This is a genomic window from Kitasatospora sp. NPDC056181 (genome assembly GCF_042266225.1).
GTDB lineage: Bacteria > Actinomycetota > Actinomycetes > Streptomycetales > Streptomycetaceae > Kitasatospora.
In genome coordinates, this window is sequence record NZ_JBHJUK010000026.1 from 1 (window position 1) to 17,926 (window position 17,926).

At 74.3% G+C, this 17,926-nt stretch carries 20 protein-coding genes; 10 read left to right on the forward strand and 10 right to left on the reverse strand.

The window, feature by feature from the left end; genetic code table 11:
* Window positions 1-176: 176 nt before the first annotated feature.
* On the reverse strand, window positions 177-560 hold the full coding sequence (locus tag ACFC1F_RS12945; protein ID WP_376157739.1) for a hypothetical protein: 384 nt from the start codon (window positions 558-560) through the stop codon (window positions 177-179).
* Between the two features lie 269 nt (window positions 561-829).
* Here ACFC1F_RS12945 and ACFC1F_RS12950 point away from each other — a divergent pair, with 269 nt between their 5' ends.
* Entirely contained in the window at window positions 830-1,270 is a 441-nt protein-coding gene (locus ACFC1F_RS12950) for a PPOX class F420-dependent oxidoreductase (protein WP_376157742.1), read from the forward strand.
* A gap of 84 nt (window positions 1,271-1,354) precedes the next feature.
* Complete coding sequence (locus tag ACFC1F_RS12955) at window positions 1,355-2,212, forward strand: hypothetical protein (RefSeq protein WP_376157744.1); 858 nt, start codon at window positions 1,355-1,357, stop codon at window positions 2,210-2,212.
* A 256-nt stretch (window positions 2,213-2,468) separates the two neighbouring features.
* Here the strand turns inward: ACFC1F_RS12955 and ACFC1F_RS12960 are convergent, their stop codons facing one another.
* From ACFC1F_RS12960 to ACFC1F_RS12990, 7 genes are all read right to left on the reverse strand, one after another.
* The gene (locus ACFC1F_RS12960; protein ID WP_209412501.1) at window positions 2,469-2,801 is read right to left on the reverse strand and encodes a TcmI family type II polyketide cyclase; all 333 of its coding nucleotides are present in this window, start codon (window positions 2,799-2,801) and stop codon (window positions 2,469-2,471) included.
* A 5-nt stretch (window positions 2,802-2,806) separates the two neighbouring features.
* On the reverse strand, window positions 2,807-3,262 hold the full coding sequence (locus tag ACFC1F_RS12965; RefSeq protein WP_209412500.1) for an SRPBCC family protein: 456 nt from the start codon (window positions 3,260-3,262) through the stop codon (window positions 2,807-2,809).
* A 1-nt stretch (window position 3,263) separates the two neighbouring features.
* Entirely contained in the window at window positions 3,264-3,524 is a 261-nt protein-coding gene (locus tag ACFC1F_RS12970) for an acyl carrier protein (protein WP_148641381.1), read from the reverse strand.
* Window positions 3,525-3,563: 39 nt separating this feature from the next.
* Entirely contained in the window at window positions 3,564-4,805 is a 1,242-nt protein-coding gene (locus ACFC1F_RS12975; RefSeq protein WP_209412499.1) for a beta-ketoacyl synthase N-terminal-like domain-containing protein, read from the reverse strand.
* 5 nt (window positions 4,806-4,810) lie between these two features.
* On the reverse strand, window positions 4,811-6,067 hold the full coding sequence (locus ACFC1F_RS12980; RefSeq protein ID WP_376157747.1) for a beta-ketoacyl-[acyl-carrier-protein] synthase family protein: 1,257 nt from the start codon (window positions 6,065-6,067) through the stop codon (window positions 4,811-4,813).
* Window positions 6,064-6,498: a cupin domain-containing protein gene (locus tag ACFC1F_RS12985; protein ID WP_209412497.1), complete on the reverse strand. Its 435-nt coding sequence runs from the start codon at window positions 6,496-6,498 to the stop codon at window positions 6,064-6,066. Before ACFC1F_RS12985 ends, ACFC1F_RS12980 begins: the two co-directional genes overlap by 4 nt.
* A gap of 75 nt (window positions 6,499-6,573) precedes the next feature.
* Window positions 6,574-7,740 carry a SchA/CurD-like domain-containing protein gene (locus ACFC1F_RS12990; protein ID WP_209412496.1) on the reverse strand — a complete coding sequence of 389 codons (1,167 nt, stop codon included), beginning with the start codon at window positions 7,738-7,740 and terminating at the stop codon, window positions 6,574-6,576.
* Window positions 7,741-8,041: 301 nt separating this feature from the next.
* On the opposite strand from ACFC1F_RS12990, the gene ACFC1F_RS12995 reads away from it, so the two are divergent.
* Entirely contained in the window at window positions 8,042-9,667 is a 1,626-nt protein-coding gene (locus tag ACFC1F_RS12995; protein ID WP_376157750.1) for an FAD-dependent oxidoreductase, read from the forward strand.
* Between the two features lie 111 nt (window positions 9,668-9,778).
* Here the strand turns inward: ACFC1F_RS12995 and ACFC1F_RS13000 are convergent, their stop codons facing one another.
* Window positions 9,779-11,437: an APC family permease gene (locus ACFC1F_RS13000; protein ID WP_209412494.1), complete on the reverse strand. Its 1,659-nt coding sequence runs from the start codon at window positions 11,435-11,437 to the stop codon at window positions 9,779-9,781.
* Between the two features lie 389 nt (window positions 11,438-11,826).
* On the opposite strand from ACFC1F_RS13000, the gene ACFC1F_RS13005 reads away from it, so the two are divergent.
* Genes ACFC1F_RS13005 through ACFC1F_RS13030 form a run of 6 tightly spaced genes read left to right on the forward strand, consistent with a single transcriptional unit; the run spans window position 11,827 to window position 16,406 of the window.
* Complete coding sequence (locus ACFC1F_RS13005) at window positions 11,827-12,129, forward strand: urease subunit gamma (protein WP_376157753.1); 303 nt, start codon at window positions 11,827-11,829, stop codon at window positions 12,127-12,129.
* 14 nt (window positions 12,130-12,143) lie between these two features.
* Window positions 12,144-12,455: an urease subunit beta gene (locus ACFC1F_RS13010; RefSeq protein WP_376157755.1), complete on the forward strand. Its 312-nt coding sequence runs from the start codon at window positions 12,144-12,146 to the stop codon at window positions 12,453-12,455.
* On the forward strand, window positions 12,448-14,184 hold the full coding sequence (locus tag ACFC1F_RS13015) for an urease subunit alpha (protein ID WP_376157758.1): 1,737 nt from the start codon (window positions 12,448-12,450) through the stop codon (window positions 14,182-14,184). Before ACFC1F_RS13010 ends, ACFC1F_RS13015 begins: the two co-directional genes overlap by 8 nt.
* Window positions 14,184-14,849, forward strand: coding sequence for an urease accessory protein UreF (locus tag ACFC1F_RS13020; protein WP_376157761.1), 666 nt, complete (start codon window positions 14,184-14,186; stop codon window positions 14,847-14,849). The genes ACFC1F_RS13015 and ACFC1F_RS13020 overlap by 1 nt, the downstream gene beginning before the upstream one ends.
* Window positions 14,839-15,654, forward strand: a complete 816-nt coding sequence (ureG, locus tag ACFC1F_RS13025; protein ID WP_376157763.1) for an urease accessory protein UreG — start codon at window positions 14,839-14,841, stop codon at window positions 15,652-15,654. Before ACFC1F_RS13020 ends, ureG begins: the two co-directional genes overlap by 11 nt.
* A complete protein-coding gene (locus ACFC1F_RS13030) occupies window positions 15,651-16,406 on the forward strand; it encodes an urease accessory protein UreD (RefSeq protein WP_376157766.1) in 756 nt (251 codons plus the stop codon). The genes ureG and ACFC1F_RS13030 overlap by 4 nt, the downstream gene beginning before the upstream one ends.
* A gap of 5 nt (window positions 16,407-16,411) precedes the next feature.
* On the opposite strand, the gene ACFC1F_RS13035 is transcribed toward ACFC1F_RS13030, so the two are convergent.
* A complete protein-coding gene (locus ACFC1F_RS13035; RefSeq protein WP_376157768.1) occupies window positions 16,412-17,338 on the reverse strand; it encodes a serine/threonine dehydratase in 927 nt (308 codons plus the stop codon).
* A gap of 133 nt (window positions 17,339-17,471) precedes the next feature.
* Here ACFC1F_RS13035 and ACFC1F_RS13040 point away from each other — a divergent pair, with 133 nt between their 5' ends.
* Window positions 17,472-17,867, forward strand: coding sequence for an EamA family transporter (locus ACFC1F_RS13040; protein WP_376157771.1), 396 nt, complete (start codon window positions 17,472-17,474; stop codon window positions 17,865-17,867).
* Window positions 17,868-17,926: the final 59 nt, after the last annotated feature.

The window sequence follows — 17,926 nt, forward strand, 5'->3', positions numbered from 1 at the left end:
CCCCGGGCCCCGGCCGGGCGCTCCCCCCCCGGGGCCCGTCCCCCCGGCCGGCCCCCCCCCCCAGGGGGCCGGGGGGCCACCCCCCGCCCCCCCGCGCCGGGGCCCCCGGGGACCCGGCCCCCCACGGCGGGGAGGCGACGGGACATGGCTTGCGGCGCCGGAGCCGGCGCCGCGGGTCAGATCGCGGCGCCGGGGGAGCGGCGACCCTTGCGCAGGGCGATGGCGCCCGCGCCGAGGCCGCCCAGCAGCAGGACGGCGCCGGAGGCGAGGCCGCCGCCGGACAGGGCCAGGCCGCCGCCGCCGGTGTGCACGCCGCCGTGCGGGGTCTTCTCCTCGGCCTTCTTCTCCTCGCCCGAGTAGCCCGAGGAGCCCGAGGAGGAGGAGTCCTTGTCCTGCTTCTCGTCCCAGGTCTTCTGGCCGTCGGGGCTGGCGGCCTTGTCCTGCTTCTCCTGCCAGGTGAGGTTCTTGTCGGAGCCGTCGGCGAAGGCGGCGGGGGCACCGACGGTGAGGGCGGCAGCGGCCACGACGGCTCCGGCGAGCAGTGTGCGGGCAGAACGCATGATGATGATCCTTCCGGCGCGGAGCCGCGACAGCCGACACGTCGTCGGGCAAGGGGACTCGCGGAGGTGCGCCTGATCCACCGTCAACCACCGTGACGGCCGCTGCCACCGGAGGACGGCAGCGACGGCGGCGGTCGTGCGGCCCTTCGGGTGGACTCGCGGGCGTGTTCACCCGGGTGCCCCGGCGATCCGGGTGAATCCGGTTCCGGCCGGGCCCGGGGGAGGCGGGCGGCGGCGTGGAGCCCGGCGCGCGCGGGCAGGCATGACGCATGGTCGAGATCTCGAAGGACGTACAGGCGCGGATCGAGGCGGGGCACGTCTGGTACGTCGCCACGGTCAACGCGGACGGGTCACCGCACGTCAGCCCGATGTGGGTGGGCACGCAGGGCGGTCTGGTGCTGTTCAACACCTCGGTCGGCCGGGTCAAGGAGCGCAACCTGCGGCGTGACCCCCGGGTCTGCCTCTCGCACGCGGACGCCGTCGACCCGTACGACCGGGTGCAGATCCGGGGGCGGGCGGTCCGGTTCGTCGAGGGGGAGGAGGCGGACCGGAACATGGACCGGCTGGCCGCGGTGTACCTCGGGGCGGAGCGCTACGAGTGGCGGATCCCCGGCGAGCGGCGGGTGGTGGTCCTGGTCGAACCGGACCGGATCAGCCGGGTGGTCGGCGTCGAGGCCCTCCCGCCGGGTGCGCCGGGGGCCCACGGGTAACCCGGCTCCCGAGGGCACCCCGGGGAACCGGGTCCGGCCGGCCGCGTCTATCTTGATGGTCCACTGACACCAGAGGGAGCGGGAATGGGCACGGTCGGTCGGAAGGTTGCGGCGGTGGCGGCGACGGGGGTTCTGCTGGGCGTGCTGGCGGCCTGTGGCTCCGGAGGGTCGAAGACCTCCCACGACGTGGCGGCGGGCGGCGCGAGCCCGGCGGCGGGGGCGACCGCCGGCGCAGCCACGACGGCGCCCGCGGACGCCGGGGCGAGCCCGGCCGGCGGTGCCGCGTCCGCCACCTCCGCGGCCGCTTCGGCACCCGGTGCGGCGGCCGGTACGCCCGGCACGCCCGCGCCCGGGGCTCCGGGCACGCCGTCGCAGGGCGGCGGTGCGGCCGGCGGCGGCGGCGCCGCGCAGCCCGCCGGGGCGGACTCCGACACGCTGCTCCTCGACGACAGGCTCCTGCTCCAGCTGATGCCGGACCAGAAGGCCATGACCGGCTGGGAGGAGGAGAAGCGCCGGGTGGACACCGCCGACCACGCCACCACCTGCAACGGCGCCGGCTCGTGCACCGGCAAGCCGCTCAGCGGGACGGCCCGGTTCTCCTCCGGTGAGGTGACCGCGCGCTTCGGGATCGACACCCTCCCGAGCAAGGCGGCGGCCAAGGACCGGCTCGCGGAGGCCTACGCGGCGTACGGCGACGCCGGCAAGTACCACACGGTCGACCTGGCCGCGCTGGGCAGCGAGAGCCGCGTCTTCCAGGGCCAGCTGGCCGGCCGGGACGGCGTCACCGTCGTGCTGCGCTCCGGCACGGTCGTGGCGACGGTGACCACCGAGGGCGGCCCGGTCGACCCCGCGGCGACCCGGCGGCTCGCCGCGATGCTGGTCCAGCGCGTGGAGCAGGCCCAGGCGGGCCGGACCCCGGACGCGGTCCTCGGCACGGCCTGAGAAACGGCCTGAGGGACGGCCTGGGGGACGGCTCGGCGAGCGGCCCGGCGAGCGTTCCGTGAAACGGGGGCCGGCGAACTGCCTCACGAGCGTCCTGACGAGCGACCCGGCGAACGTCCCGGGAAACGGGGCCCGGCGAACGGCCCGGGCGTGCCGCGGGGCGCCCGGCCCCGTGCCACGCGCCCCGCACGCAGCGTGCGCCCGCGCACGCCGGTGCCCCGCAGGCCTGCCTGCGGGGCACCGTGCGGTTCGCGGCTCAGTTGAGGCCGCTGCGCTCCCAGCGGTAGAACTCGCGCGCCATGGCGTCCTTGGGCTCCCGCCAGGTGGCCGGGTCGTACGCCTGGACGTAGGCGGTGAGGGCGTCGCTGACCGCCCGGAACTCCGGGTGGCCGGTCACCTGGGCGACGGCCGGGCCCGGCGGGCGGTCCGCCTCGATCAGGTGCAGGTAGACGTCGCCGAACTGGAAGAGGCTGCGGCCGGTGACGCCGATCAGGTGCGGCAGTTCGCCGCGGTCGGACTCGGCGAACACCTCGGCGATGCCCTGGGCCGCGTCCGGCTTCATCCGGGCGACGATCAGTGCGCGGTGCATCCGGCTCACACCTCCCCGGCCTGCTTCTCGACCTTCTCGCGGATCAGCTGCATCTGGATGCGCGAGTTGCGGTTGATGTGGTTGACCATGCCGTCGTCGTCGACCGGGGCGGTGGGCTTCATCGCGAAGTCCTGGACCCAGCGCATCTTCGTGCCGGCCGGGACCTCCGTGTACTCCCAGCGGATGTCCATGAACTCGAACGGCCCGGGCTCGACCCGGCGGGCGCGCACCGCGAGCGAGGCCCGGTCGGTGGTGCGCTCGGAGACCCAGCTCCAGACCTGGCCGTTCTCGTCGGGGTGCATGGTGAGCCGGAAGCGCACGCTGTCGCCGTCCCGCTCCAGCACCTCGACGGAGGCGTACTCGCTGAACAGCTGCGGCCAGTTCTCCAGGTCGTTGGTGATCTCCCAGACCAGGTCGAGCGGCGCGGCGATGACGATCTCGTTGTCCGTGTGTCCGGGCATCTCAGGCACCGGCCTTCGAGGTGAACGCGGAGTTCACCAGGTCGAGGAACTCGGCCGGGGTCTTGGCCGACTCCGCACCGTTGGTGACCTTCACGCCGTGCCGGTTCTCCAGTTCGCCGACCACGCCGAGCAGACCGAGGGAGTCCACGCCGAACTCGTCGAAGCTGGCGCCGGGGCGCTCCAGCTCGACCGGGTCGATCGCGACGCCGGCCCGGGCCTCGATCAGTGCGGCCAGTTCGGGGTGACTGAGGGTGTTGCTCACGGGAAGTCCCTTCTAGGTGAGCCAAACAGGGGTTGTCGGTCAGGCCCGGTCGTCGCGCCGGAGGACCAGCGCGGCGTTGGAGCCCATCAGCCCGCGGCTGAGCACCAGCGCGGTGCGCAGCTCGGCCGGGCGGGCGCGGCCGGTCACCAGGGCGAGGTCGTGGCAGACCTCGGTGACGTTGGGGGTGGGCGGCAGGACGCCGTCCTCCATGGCGAGCACGGCGGCCGCCGCGTCGAGCAGCGGTGCGCCGCAGTAGGCCCGCCCGGTCCCGGACTTGGGCGCGGTCACCGGGACGCGCTCGGCGTACGGGCCGAGGGCGTCGGCCAGGGCGAGCGCCTCGGCGCGGTCGGCGGCCGGGACGCCGAGGGCGTCGGCGAAGACCACGTCGACCTCCTCCGCGGCGATCCGGGCCTGGTCGAGCGCGATCCGGATCGCGGCGGCCAGCCCCTCCCGGGAGTCCTCCCAGCGGGAGGCGCCGGTGAAGGTTGCGCCGTGCCCGGCGATGCGGGCCCGGACGGCGGCCCCGCGCCGGCGGGCCGCCTCCTCGTCCTCCAGCAGCAGCATCGCACCGCCCTCGGCGGGGGCGAAGCCGTTGGCGTCGGCGGAGAACGGCAGGTAGGCCCGGTCGGGATCCTCGGCGAGGCTGAGCTCGGGGTACCCGAGCTGGCAGACCATCGAGTACGGCGCCAGTGGTGCCTCGGCCGCGCCGGCCACCACCGCGTCGGTGCCGCGCGCGATCGTGCGGGCCGCGTGCGCGAGGGCGTCCAGGCCGCCGGCCTCGTCGCTGGCGACCACACCGCAGGGGCCCTTGTAGCCGCCGCGGATCGAGACCTGGCCGGTGCTGGCCGCGTAGAACCAGGCGATGGACTGGTAGGGGCCGACGAACTGTGGTCCCTGGCCCCAGAGTTGCTGCAGCTCGCGCTGGCCGAACTCGCCGCCGCCGGAGCCGGCCGCGGTCACCACGCCCACCGCGTACGGCTGTTCGGGGTCGGCGGTGTAGCCGGCGTCCGCCACCGCCAGGTCGGCGGCGGCCATCGCGTAGTGCGTGAAGCGGTCGGTCTGTACCAGGTAGCGGCTGTCGATCACGGACTGCGGGTCGAAGTCCCGTACCTGGCCCGCGATGCGCAGCGGGAGGTCGGCGCAGCCCTCGCGGGATATCCGGTCGAGGACGCTCACGCCCTGCCTGGTGGCCTTCCAGAAGGCGTCGGTACCGACGCCGTTCGGCGCCACCACGCCGAGGCCGGTGATCACGGCCCGGCGGCCCTGTTGACGTGACGTCATGGATCTCACCCCGTTCTGTTGAGCACGACGGCGGACTGGAACCCGCCGAATCCGCTGCCGACCGAGAGGATGTGACGGAGCGGCAGCTCGCGCGCGGTGCGCGGCACGTAGTCGAGGTCGCACTCCGGGTCCGGAGTCTCGTAGTTGGCGGTCGGCGGTACCACGCCGTGGGCCAGTGCGAGGGTGCAGGCGACCACCTCGATCGCGCCGATCGCGCCGAGCGAGTGCCCGACCATCGACTTGATCGAGCTCATCGGCGTCTCGTACGCGTGCCCGCCGAGCGAGCGCTTGACGGCCGCCGTCTCGTGCCGGTCGTTCTGTTTGGTGCCCGAGCCGTGCGCGTTGACGTAGTCGACGTCGGTGCGGTTGACCCGGGCGTGGCCGAGCGCCTCGTCGATCGCCCTGGACATCTCCAGCCCCTCCTGGGTGAGGCCGGTCATGTGGTAGGCGTTGCCGAAGGTCGCGAAGCCGCCGATCTCGCCGTAGATCCGCGCGCCGCGCCGGCGGGCGTGCTCCAGCTCCTCCAGCACCAGGACGGCGCCGCCCTCGCCGAGCACGAAGCCGTCCCGGTGGGCGTCGAAGGGGCGGGAGGCGTGTTCCGGGTCGTCGTTGCGTTCGCTGGTGGCCTTGATGGCGTCGAAGCAGGCGACGGTGATCGGCGAGATCGGCGAGTCGGAGGCGCCGGCGATGCAGATGTCGGCGCGTCCCTCCTCGACCGCCTGGAAGGCGTAGCCGATCGCGTCCAGCCCGGAGGTGCAGCCGGTGGAGACGGTCTGCACCGGGCCGTGTGCGCCGGTGCGCTCGGCGACCGTGGAGGCCAGGGTGGAGGGCGCGAAGGCCCGGTGCAGCTGCGGCTCGGCCCGCCGGTGGTCGACGTCCCAGCGGGCGCCGCCGGCGCTGACCAGGGCGTAGTCGTGCTCCAGCCGGGTGGTGCCGCCGACGGCGGTGCCGAGCGAGACCCCGATCCGCCACGGGTCCTCGGCGGCGAGGTCCAGGCCCGCGTCGGCGACCGCCTCGTCCGCCGCCACCATGGCGAACTGCACGTACCGGTCGGCCCGTTGGACGTCCTCGGGGCTCAGTCCGTGCGCCGCCGGGTCGAAGTCGCACTCGGCGGCGATCCGGGAGCGGAACCCGGTGGGGTCGAAGAGCGTGATGCCCCGGGTCGCCGTCCGGCCGGAGGTGAGCAGCCGCCAGAAGGCCGGAACGCCCACGCCGCCGGGTGCGACCACGCCGATCCCGGTGACGGCGACGCGCCGTGTCACGAAGCGACCTTGGCGTGTTCCGGGGGACCGGAGGTGCCGGCCTCCCCGGTCTCCTCGGTGTCGACGTGGCCCAGCTCGGGGCGCGGGGCGAGCGGGCCGAGGTGGAAGACCATCCGGGCCTCGGTGTCGCCGACGTTGCGGAACCGGTGGCGCATGTTGAGCGGGATCATCAGGCCCTGGTTGGGCTTGAGCGCCCGGGTGACCCCGTCGAGGTCCACCTCCAGGTCGCCGCTGACCACGAAGACGAACTCCTCGGAGTACGGGTGGTAGTGCTCGCCGATCCGCTCGCCGGGCTGGACGATGGCCAGGCCCATGAAGCCGCTGGTCGCGCCGCAGGTGGTGGGGGTGAGCATGGCGCGCAGGTCGCCGCCGCGCCGGCGGTTCTCCGGTGCCTCGTCGACGTGCACGATCCGTGGGTACTGCGTGGACATGGTTTCTTCCTCCGAGTGTGTTGGGTCCGGGCTTCGGGGCCGGGGGCTCTGGAGCCGGTGTGGAACGGGGTGTCGTCAGTTCCCCTGCGAGCTGCGGTCGGTGACCGGGTTCATCGCGCGGGCGGCGAGGACGGCGCTCAGCCCCGCGACGGTGCGCAGGTCGCTGTCGGCGCCGAGGTCGAGCAGCCGGCCGAGGACGGTGGCCTCGCGCTCGCCGGCCACGCCGAGGGCCGCCGCCGGGTCGGCCTCGGCGGGTACCCGCAGGTCCACCAGGCGGACCACGACGTCCTCCCGGTGGAAGACGACGGCCGTCGCGACCGGGCCGGTCGGGTCCGCGGTGGCGAGGTTGTCGTACTCGGCCAGCAGCGCGGCGACGGCCTGCCCGTTGCCCGGCTTGACCGGGTAGAGCACGGCGTGCCGGTGCAGCCGCCCGGAGGCCGGGGAACCGGCGATCGCCTGGTGCTCGGCGGGCAGCGCGGCCTTGGCGAAGAAGGCGCGCGCGGCCTGCGGGTCGCCCAGCTGGCGGGCCTCCTCCAGGTACGGGTTGATCGCCTCCTCGACGGCCCGGACCTCGGGCTGCATGGCGACGTGGCGCAGCGCGTCGCCGAGGCTGCCGGTGACCTCGACGGCCCGGACCACCCGGTTGCCGTGCATGAACAGCGAGGTGCGGCGCAGCCGCGTGTTCTCGTCCACCTCGGCCTTGGGGGAGGCGTAGCCGGACAGGATGCGGGCCACCTTCTGCTCGCTGCCGGGCTTGACGGTGAAGGTCAGCGCGTGGCGGATCACCCCGTCCGGGCCGGGGGCGGCCTGCGGCGGGCCGACGTGCCCGGCCGGCGCGGTGCGCGGCAGGCCGGGCGGCACCTCGACCGGGGCGCGGGTGCCGGTGGCGCCGGCCGCGGAGGTCTCCCGGAGGATGGAGTAGCGCAGCGAGCGGAAGGTGTCGCTCACGCAGCCGTGCATCGGCTTGACCATCTCGCGGTGCGCCGGGCTGTCCACCCACTCCAGGAAGGTCTCCTGGTCCTGCCACTCGCTGGTGATCAGCCACTGCCGGGGGTCGTTGATCGACTGGCACAGCTGGTCGCTGACGTGCCCGGGGACGGACGCCACCTGGTGGCGCAGCTTCTCGTACACGTCCAGGAAGCGCTGCTGGGCGCCGTCCTTGATCTCCAGCATCAGCATCACGCGCAGCCGCGTTTCGGTCTCGGCCTGCTGTTGCGCCTGCGGTTCGGACAGAGTCGTCATGATCCACTTTCTGCTTCTGGGGCGCCCGCGTCCGGCCGCGCGGGGCGGCGTCCGGCCAGGGGTCCGGCGGGGGAGGGCGGTGCGGTGGCGGTCGGCCCGGGCATCGGCATCAGGCCTGAGGTCGATCGTGCGCGGAGCCCACGGGTGGCGCGAGATTTGCGGGCCATCCGAGCGAAGAGGCGGCACAACACCCCCGGGGCGGGGGATGCAGAGACGGGGCCGCCGTCTGTGCGCGCCCCGCCGAGGGCGGCGCCGAGCCCCGCAGCCGGTCCGCGAACTCCCGTACAGGCTGGAGTAATTGATGAATCCGAAGGTTGACGACCGGGTGCCGGTCCTGATCGTCGGCGGCTCGCTGGTCGGGCTGTCGGCCTCACTCTTCCTGGGCCGACTGGGTGTCAGACACCTGCTCGTCGAGAAGCACGCCGACACCTCGCATCACCCGCGTGGCCGAGGCAACAACGTTCGCACGATGGAGCTGTACCGGGTGGCCGGGATCGAGCCGGCGATCCGCGAGGCGGCCTCGGTGCTCGCCGCCAACCACGGCATCCTCCAGACCCCCTCGCTGACCGGGGAGGAGCAGGAGTGGCTGTTCCGGGAGATCGACCCGGGCGGCCGGCTGGCCCGGTTCAGCCCGAGCGCGTGGTGCCTGTGCAGCCAGAACGACCTGGAGCCGGTGCTGCTGAAGTCCGCCCGCGAGCTCGGCGGCGACCTGCGCTTCAGCACCGAGCTGCTCTCCTTCGAGCAGGACGCCGACGGGGTGACCGCGCTGCTGCGCAGCCGGGAGACCGGTGAGGAGCGCACCGTCCGGGCGCAGTACCTCGTCGCCGCGGACGGCCCGCGCAGCCCGTCCCGGGAGCGGCTGGGCATCGGCCAGACCGGCAAGGGCGAGCTGTTCCACAACGTCAGCATCACCTTCCGGGCCAAGCGGCTGGCGGAGGTGGTGGGCGACCGGCACTTCATCGCCTGCTACCTCACCAACCCGGAGGCCGACGGCGCGCTGCTGCCGGTGGACAACCACGAGGAGTGGGTGTTCCACGCGCCCTGGCACCCCGAGCACGGCGAGCCGCTGGAGGCGTTCACCGACGGGCGGTGTGTGCGGCACATCCGGGCGGCGGTCGGCATGCCCGACCTGGAGGTGGAGGTCACCGGCAAGGCGCCGTGGCACGCGGCCGAGCGGGTGGCCGAGCGCTACTCCGGCGGGCGGGTCTTCCTGGCCGGGGACGCCGCGCACGAGATGTCGCCGACCGGCGCGTTCGGTTCCAACACCGGCATCCAGGACGCGCACAACCTGGCCTGGAAGCTGGCCGCGGTGCTCGGCGGCTGGGCCGGGCCGGGGCTGCTGGACACGTACGGGCAGGAGCGCCGGCCGGTTGCCGAGGTGACCAGCGAGCGCGCCTCGGCCCGTTCGGCCGAGCACAGCCACCCCGGGTACGCGGTGGTGCCGGGCGTGGGCCGGCAGGCCGGGGTGCTGGCGGTGGCGCTGGGCTACCGCTACCCGGCGGGCGCGGTGGCCGGGGCGGACCCGGCCGGCGCGGTGGTGCCGGAGAAGTTCGAGTCGGCCGGCGAGCCCGGCAGCCGGGCACCGCACCAGTGGCTGCTGCGGGCGGGCGTGAAGCTCTCCACCCTCGACCTGTACGAGCAGGCGATGGTGCTGCTCACCGGCCCGGACGGGCGGGCCTGGCACGAGGGTGCCCGGCGGGCGGCCGACCGGCTGGCCGTCCCGCTGGACGCGTACCGGATCGGCCTGGGAGGGGAGGACGACCTGGCGCCCGAGCCGGGCACCGACTTCGCCGAGCTGCACGGGGTGCGGCCGGACGGCGCGGTGCTGGTCCGGCCGGACGGCTTCGTCGCCTGGCGCTCCGAGGGCGCGGTGGCGGACCCGGAGGCGGTGGTGACGGCGGCGCTGCGCGAGGTGCTGAAGCTGTAGCGCCGGCCCGGTGCCGGACCCGGTCGCCACAGGAGGCGAGCGGGTGGCGGACGCAACGGGACGGGCCCGCCGGGTGAACCGGCGGGCCCGTCCTGGTGTGCAGCGGGGGCGTCAGTGACCGCCCGCGTCGACCACCTCGATGTCCTCGATGTTCTGCTCGATCGCGTCGGCCGGCAGCGCGACCCGGATCGCCCAGAAGTAGATGGCGAGGGCGAACGCGGCGACCGCGCCCATGTCCCACCACATCGGGATGTTGCCGGCGCCGTCGCCGAACCCGCCCTGCCAGGAGATCAGGCCGAGGCCCACCAGGTAGACCGGCAGCCACTGGGCGGCGCGCCAGTCCAGGCGCGGGGCGTTCGGCAGGCCCTTGCGGATCGCGTACGCGGCGTAGCTGCCGAGCAGGACGTAGCCCAGGACGATCGCCATGCCCAGGCGGGACAGGGTGTGCCAGCCGGCCCAGTAGATGATCAGGCTGGCGACCACGAAGGCGAGCGGGGAGATCACGCCGCCGAGGGGCAGGCGGTAGGAGCGCTCACGGGCGGGCAGGCGGCGGCGCAGCGCGCCGAAGGCCAGCGGGGCGCCCGCGTACATCAGCACGCTGGCGGAGGTGATGAAGCCGACCAGCTCCTGCCAGCTCGGGAAGGGCAGGAAGCAGATGACGCCGGTGATGAAGGAGAGGGCCAGGCCGAACCACGGCACGCCGCGCTTGTCGAGCTGCTCGAACTTCTGCGGCGCGTAGCCGTTCTTGCTCAGGCCGTAGGAGATGCGCGAGGTGGAGGTGGTGTAGATCAGGCCGGTGCCGCCGGGGGAGACGATGGCGTCGAAGTAGAGCACCCAGGCGAGCCAGCCGAGGCCGACCACGGTGGCGAGGCCGGCGAACGGGCCCTCGATGCCGGGGAAGTCCAGCTTGTCCCAGCCGTTGGCGAAGGAGCTGAGCGGCAGCGCGCCGATGAAGACGACCTGCAGCAGGACGTAGATCAGGGTGCCGATGGCGACCGAGCCGAGCACCGCGCGGGGGATGTCGCGCTTGGGGTTGCGGCTCTCACCGGAGATCTGGATGGCCTGCTCGAAGCCGAGCAGCGCGAAGATGATGCCGCTGGAGCTGATCGCCGCGAGCACGCCCTTGATGCCGAACGGGGCGAAGCCGTGCGAGGTGAAGTTCGAGCCGTGGAAGTTGGTCAGGGCGAGCACGAAGATCGTGAACAGCGGAATGAAGATCTTCAGCCAGGTCGCGACCGAGTTGGTGTGGGCCAGGACCCGCACACCGAGGAAGTTGACCGCGACGAAGACGCCCATCAGCAGCACCGCGACGATGAAGCCGCTGGTGGTGAGGGTGCCGTTGTCGTTGAGGAAGCTCTTCGCGAACTCCCAGTGCCCCGCGTACCCGATCATGGCCTCGACCTCGATCGGTGCCACCGTCGCGGCCTGCAGCCAGGAGAACCAGCCGAAGGACATGCCGGCCAGGCCGCCGAAGGCGTAGTGCGGGTAGCGGGCGGTGCCGCCGGCGACCGGGAAGAGCCCGCCGAGCTCGGCGTGCACCAGGGCGAGCAGCACGATGGCGACGGCGCCGATGCCCCAGGAGATGAGGGCGGCCGGGCCGGCGACCATGACGGCGTTCTTCGCGCCGAACAGCCAGCCGGAGCCGATGATCGAGCCGACCGAGGCCCAGAGCAGGCCGATCAGGCCCACTTCCCGGCGGAGAGACCGGTGGGCCGGGGCACCGTTGTCGGTGCCCGTGCCGGGCGGGGTCATCTGGTTGAGGGAAACCATTGGCAATCTCTCTGTGTGTGGGGGCCCCGGCTGTCGGAGCGCGGAGAGTTGCCACACAGTAGGCGTATTCATAGGCCTCTGCACAGATTTCATTACTGAATGTTTACCTACTTCGCCGGACATCCGCCCTGGTAGGGGGCATTCAGTTCATACATGTGTTACGTAACTGATGAGTAGGTTCAGTACTTGAGCGCGAATTGAGCTTCGGTCCAAGCTCTGGCAATCTGGACGGCAAATACGGTCATAGAAATGGTGTGGACTGCATAGTGATACCGTCCGGGCCCGGCGGTGCGGTCTGCTGTCCGGGTGGTTCGTCCGCTACGGTATGCGCCACCACCGCGGCACAGTGTCGTGTCCGCGCGCTCTGACTCCCTCGAAGGTGCGCGCAGTTGAAACTCACCCCCAACGAGCAGGAGCGCCTGCTCATCCACGTGGCCGCCGACGTCGCCCGCTCCCGGCGGGCCCGCGGTCTGCGGCTCAACCACCCCGAGGCGGTCGCGCTGATCACCTCGCACGTCCTCGAAGGCGCCCGCGACGGCCGCACCGTCGCCGAGCTGATGGACTCCGGCCGCAGGGTGCTCACCCGGGACGACGTCATGGAGGGCATCCCCGCGATGATCCCGGACGTCCAGGTCGAGGCGACCTTCCCCGACGGCACCAAGCTCGTCACCGTCCACGGGCCGATCCAGTGAGCGCCGCCGAGGAGATGACGCCGGGTCAGATCCTCTACGGCGAAGGCGAGATCGGGCTCAACCTCGGGATGGAGGTGACCCGGCTGACCGTGCTCAACGGCGCCGACCGGCCCGTCCAGGTCGGCTCGCACTACCACTTCGCCGAGACCAACCCCGGCCTCCGGTTCGACCGTGCGGCCGCCCGTGGCCTGCGCCTCAACATCCCGGCCGGCACCGCCGTCCGCTTCGAACCGGGCATCCCGGCGGAGGTCCAGCTGGTCCCGATCGCCGGCCGGCGCGAGGTGGCCGGCCTGCGCGGCGAGACGGCGGGAGCCCTCGATGACTGACCGCCCCGCGCTCCGGCTCACCCGCGAGCGCTACGCCGACCTGTACGGCCCGACCACCGGCGACCGGATCCGGCTCGGCGACACCAATCTGCTCGTCGAGATCGAGGAGGACCGCAGCCGCGGCGGCGACGAAGCCGTCTTCGGCGGCGGCAAGGTGATCCGCGAGTCCATGGGCCAGGCCCGCACCAGCCGGGCCGAAGGGGCCCCGGACACCGTCGTCACCGGCGCCGTGGTGCTCGACCACTGGGGCGTCGTCAAGGCCGACATCGGCATCCGGGACGGCCGGATCACCGCCCTCGGCAAGGCCGGCAACCCCGAGACCATGGACGGCGTCCACCCGCTGCTGGTGATCGGCCCGGAGACCGAGGTGATCGCCGGCAACGGGCGGATCGTCACCGCCGGCGGCGTCGACACCCACGTCCACTTCATCTGTCCGCAGCTGGTGGACGAGGCGCTGGCCTCCGGCGTCACCACCCTCGTCGGCGGTGGCACCGGGCCCGCCGAGGGCACGAAGGCCACCACGATCACCCCCGGCGCGTGGCACCTCGGCCGGCTCTTCGCGGCGATGGACGGCCTGCCCGTCAACATCGGCCTGCTCGGCAAGGGCAACACCGTCAACGAGACGTCGATGCACGACCAGCTGCGGGCCGGCGCGCTCGGCTTCAAGATCCACGAGGACTGGGGCGCCACCCCGGCCGCGATCGACGCCTGCCTGCGGGTCTGCGAGCGGACCGGCGCCCAGCTCGCCATCCACACCGACACCCTGAACGAGGCCGGGTTCGTCGGCGACACCCTCGCCGCGATCGCCGGGCGCGGCATCCACGCCTACCACACGGAGGGTGCCGGCGGCGGCCACGCACCCGACATCATCACCGTGGTGGGCGAGGCCAACGTGCTGCCCAGCTCCACCAATCCGACCAGGCCGCACACCGTCAACACCATCGACGAACACCTCGACATGCTGATGGTCTGTCACCACCTCAGCCCGCACGTGCCGGAGGACCTCGCCTTCGCCGAGTCCCGGATCCGGCCCTCCACCATCGCCGCCGAGGACGTCCTGCACGACCTCGGCGCCATCTCCATCATCAGCTCCGACTCCCAGGCGATGGGGCGGATCGGCGAAGTGGTGCTGCGTACCTGGCAGACCGCCCACGTGATGAAGGCCCGGCGCGGCGTGCTGCCCGGCGACGGCCGCGCCGACAACCACCGGGCGCGGCGATACGTCGCCAAGTACACCATCAACCCGGCCGTCGCCCAGGGGCTGGACGGCGAGATCGGCTCGGTCGAACCCGGCAAGCTCGCCGACCTCGTGCTCTGGTCGCCCGCCTTCTTCGGGGCCAAGCCCGACCTGGTCGTCAAGGGCGGCCAGATCGCCTGGGCGCAGACGGGCGACGCCAACGCGTCCATCCCCACGCCCCAACCGGTGCTGCCCCGGCCGATGTTCGGCGCCACCGGGCGCTCGGCGGCGGCCAACTCGCTCAACTTCACCTCGCAGGCGGCGATCGACGACGGCCTGCCCGGGCGGCTGGCCGAACAGCTCGGCGTCGCCAAGGAGTTCACCGCGATCCGGAACACCCGCGGGGTCACCAAGGAGCAGATGGTCAACAACAGCGCCCGCCCCGACGTCCGGGTCGACCCCGACACCTTCACCGTCACCGTCGACGGTGAGGTCGTCACCCCGCAGCCGGCCGTCGAACTGCCGCTCGCCCAGCGGTACTTCCTCTTCTGATGACCCTCGCCGCGCTGCTGCTGCTCGCCGACGGGCGGTTCCCCGCCGGCGGGCACGCGCACTCCGGCGGCGCCGAGGCGGCGGTCAGGGCCGGGCGGGTGCACGACGGTGCGAGCATGACGGCCTTCCTCACCGGACGGCTGCACACCACCGGCCTGGTCGCCGCCGCCCTGGCCGCCTCGGCCGCCGCCGGACAGGACACCGCCGTCCTGGACGCGGCCGCCGAGGCCCGCACCCCCTCGCCCGCCCTGCGCGCCACCAGCCGTCGGCTCGGCCGCCAGCTGCTCCGGGCCGCCCGCGCCGCCTGGCCGCACCACCGGCTCGACCGGATCGCCGAGGCGTTCCCGCGCGGTGCGCACCAGCCGGTGGTGCTCGGAACCGCCGCCCTGGCCGCCGGGGTCACACCCGCCCAGGCCGCGTCCGCCGCCGCCTACGAGAGCGTCAACGGGCCGGCCACGGCCTGCGTCCGGCTGCTCGGCCTCGACCCGTACGAGGTCGCCGCCGCGCTCGCCGGCCTCGCGCCGCAGCTTGACGCCGTCGCCGCCACCGCCCTCGAAGCGGCCCTGCGCGGCGACCCGGACGCGCTGCCCGCCGCCTCCGCCCCGCTGCTCGACGTCTACGCCGAGGAGCACCACTCCTGGAAGGTCCGCCTCTTTGCATCGTGACCACGTCGACCCCGTCGACGCCCCCGTCCGCCACACCTACGGCGCCGCGGCCCCCACCGGCACCGACGCCGCGGCCGGGGGCCGCCGCCGCGCCCTGCGGATCGGCCTCGGCGGGCCGGTCGGCTCCGGCAAGACCGCCACCGTCGCCGCCCTCTGCCGCCTGCTGCGCGAGGAGCTGTCGCTGGCCGTCGTCACCAACGACATCTACACCACCGAGGACGCCGAGTTCCTGCTCCGCAACGCCGTCCTGCCGCCCGAGCGGATCACCGCGGTCGAGACCGGCTGCTGCCCGCACACCGCCATCCGCGACGACATCTCCGCCAACCTGGAGGCCGTCGAGGACCTGGAGGACGCCGTCGGCCCGCTCGACCTCGTCCTGGTGGAGTCCGGTGGCGACAACCTCACCGCCACCTTCAGCCGCGGGCTGGTCGACCACCAGATCTTCGTCATCGACGTGTCCGGCGGCGACAAGATCCCGCGCAAGGGCGGCCCGGGCGTCTCCACCTCCGACCTGCTGGTGGTCAACAAGACCGACCTGGCCCCGCTGGTCGGCGCCGACCTCGGGGTGATGGCCCGCGACGCCGCCGCCCAGCGCGGCGCACTGCCCACGGTCTTCTGCTCGCTCACCTCCGCCGAGGGCGTGGCACCGGTCGCGGCCTGGGTCCGGGAGAAGCTCACGGCCTGGCGCGGGAACGGCCTGCACGGGACGGGTCCGCAGGGGACGGACCTGCACGGGACGGACCTGCACGGGACGGCTCTGCGCGAGGCCGGCCCGGACGGGGCCGACCGGCACGGGGTCCGGTGACGGCCGCGCTCGCCTCGCGGGCCCGGATCCTCGCCGTGCCGGACGGGCGGGGCACCACCGCCCTGCCCGTCCTTTCCGGAGCCGGCCCGCTCGCACCCCGCCGCACCCGGGACGACGACGGCGCCGCCCACGTGGTCCTCGTCGGCTCGATGGCCGCACCGCTCGGCGGCGACCACCTCGCGCTCGACGTCGAGCTGGCGGACGGCGCCGCGCTCACCCTCACCAGCGCCGCCGCCACCATCAGCCTCCCGGGCCCCGGGCCCGCCCGCTACGACATCGACCTGACGGTGGGGGAGGGCGCCCGGCTCGACTGGCGGCCCGAACCGGTCGTCGCCGCGAGCGGCAGCCACCTCGTCCTGCACACCAGGATCACCCTCGCCGCCGGCGCCCGGCTGCGCTACCGGGAGGAGCAGATCCTCGGCCGCCACCACGACTGGACCCGCGGCGCCGCCCCCGGCCGGCTCACCTCCCGGCTCACCGTCCGCCGGGCCGGCCGGCTCCTGCTCGACCAGCAGACCGACCTCGGCCCCGGCGCCCCCGGCTGGGACGGCCCCGCCGTCCTCGGCGGCCACCGCGCCACCGGCCAGCGGCTCACCGTCGGCCACCCGCAGCCGGAGCCGCCCCCGCCGCCCCTGCCGCAGCGGCAGCCCGGCGCGGGCGACGCCGCCCTGCTCACCCTGCCCGACCCGGACGCCCTGCTGCTCACCGCCGCCGCCCCGGACGGGCTGGCCCTGCGCAGGCTGCTGGGGTAGGGCCGCTACCGGCCCGCGACCAGGTCGGACGGGTCGGTGTTGGCGCCGCACAGCAGGACGGCGATCCGCTCGCCGTCCGTTTGGTCCAGCGCGGCGAGGGCGGTGGCCGCGGCGTGCTCGACGGCGATCCGGCGTTCGTCCCAAAGCTCCTGCCGGGCAAGGACGATGGCGGTGTCCGGCACCAACACCGACCGCACGCCGTCCTGTCGGGCGGCGTGCAGGGCAAGAGCCGTGGCCCGCCTGGCCCCCAACGAGTCCGATGCCACCGACTCGACCGGGACGTCCACCGGGCGGCCGGCCGCCACCGCCGCGTTCAGCGCCCGGCTGCCGGCCGGCTCCACCGCCACCACCCGGACGCCGTGCTCGCGTGCCGCGGCCGCCACCCCCGCGAACAGCCCGCCGCCGCCCACCGAGACCACCACCGTGTCCAAGCCGGGGACACGCTCCCTGATCTCCTCCAGGACCGTCCCGGCCCCGGCGGCGATCAGCGGGTGGTCGTAGGCGTGCGAGGCCAGTGCGCCACCCGTCGCGGCGAACTCCTCGCAGGCGGCCAGCGCCTCCGCGTACTCGCCGCCCGCAAGCCGCACCTCGGCGCCGTACGAGCGCAGCCGCGCCACCTTCACCGGCGGGGCCGTCTCCGGCAGGAACACCGTGGCGCGTACGCCGAGTTCACGGGCCGCCCAGGCGCAGGCCAGGCCCGCGTTGCCGCCCGAGGCGATGGTCACCCCGGCGGCGGGCAGGGTGCCCGCCGCGGCGTGCGCGAGCAGGAAGTTCTGTGCGCCACGCGCCTTGAAACTGCCGGTGTGCTGGAGGTACTCCAGCGCCAGCCAGACCCGCCCGCGCTCGTCCCCCGGTGCCACCACCACCGGCCGCACCCGCCCCGCGATCCGTTCCCCGGCCGCCTTCACGTCGTCGTACGTCAGGTGGTCCACGCCGCTGGTCTCCTCCGCGCCGGGGGCGGAGGCCGGCCCCCGCCACGTCACCGCCGACGGTACGCGCCCGCGGTGCGGAGGTGAAGATCACGACCGGGCCGGCCCGCGTCCTGCCCTCGGCGTCGCGCTCGCCGTGCCGGCGGGCGCGGGGCAGAGCGGGCTCACGCTCTGGGCCCGCGGCGGCGGGTCGGCGCGGGCGACCACCGGCGCGTTCACCACCGGCCTGCTCTGCCTGCTGCCGGCGGCCTTCGTCGAGGGCGGCGTGCTGCCGGCGGCGGGTGACCCGGCCCTGACGGCGGGCGCGCTGCTCTTCCTGGGCACCGTGCCGACCCTGCTCGCCTACCGCTGGTACTTCGCCGGCCTGGCCGCCGTCCCGGGCACGACGGCCTCCGTGCTCGTCCTGCTGGAGCCGGCGACGGCCGCCCTGATCGCCGTGGCCTTCCTCGGCGAGCCGCTCACCCCGGGCCTCCTGGCCGGCTCCGCGCTGCTGCTCGCGGCGATCGCCGCCCTGGCCCGCGAGAGCGGCTGACGGCGGGCCCGCCCGTTCCCCCGGCGGGGCGCGGGCGGGCCCGGGGCGCGTGGTCCGCC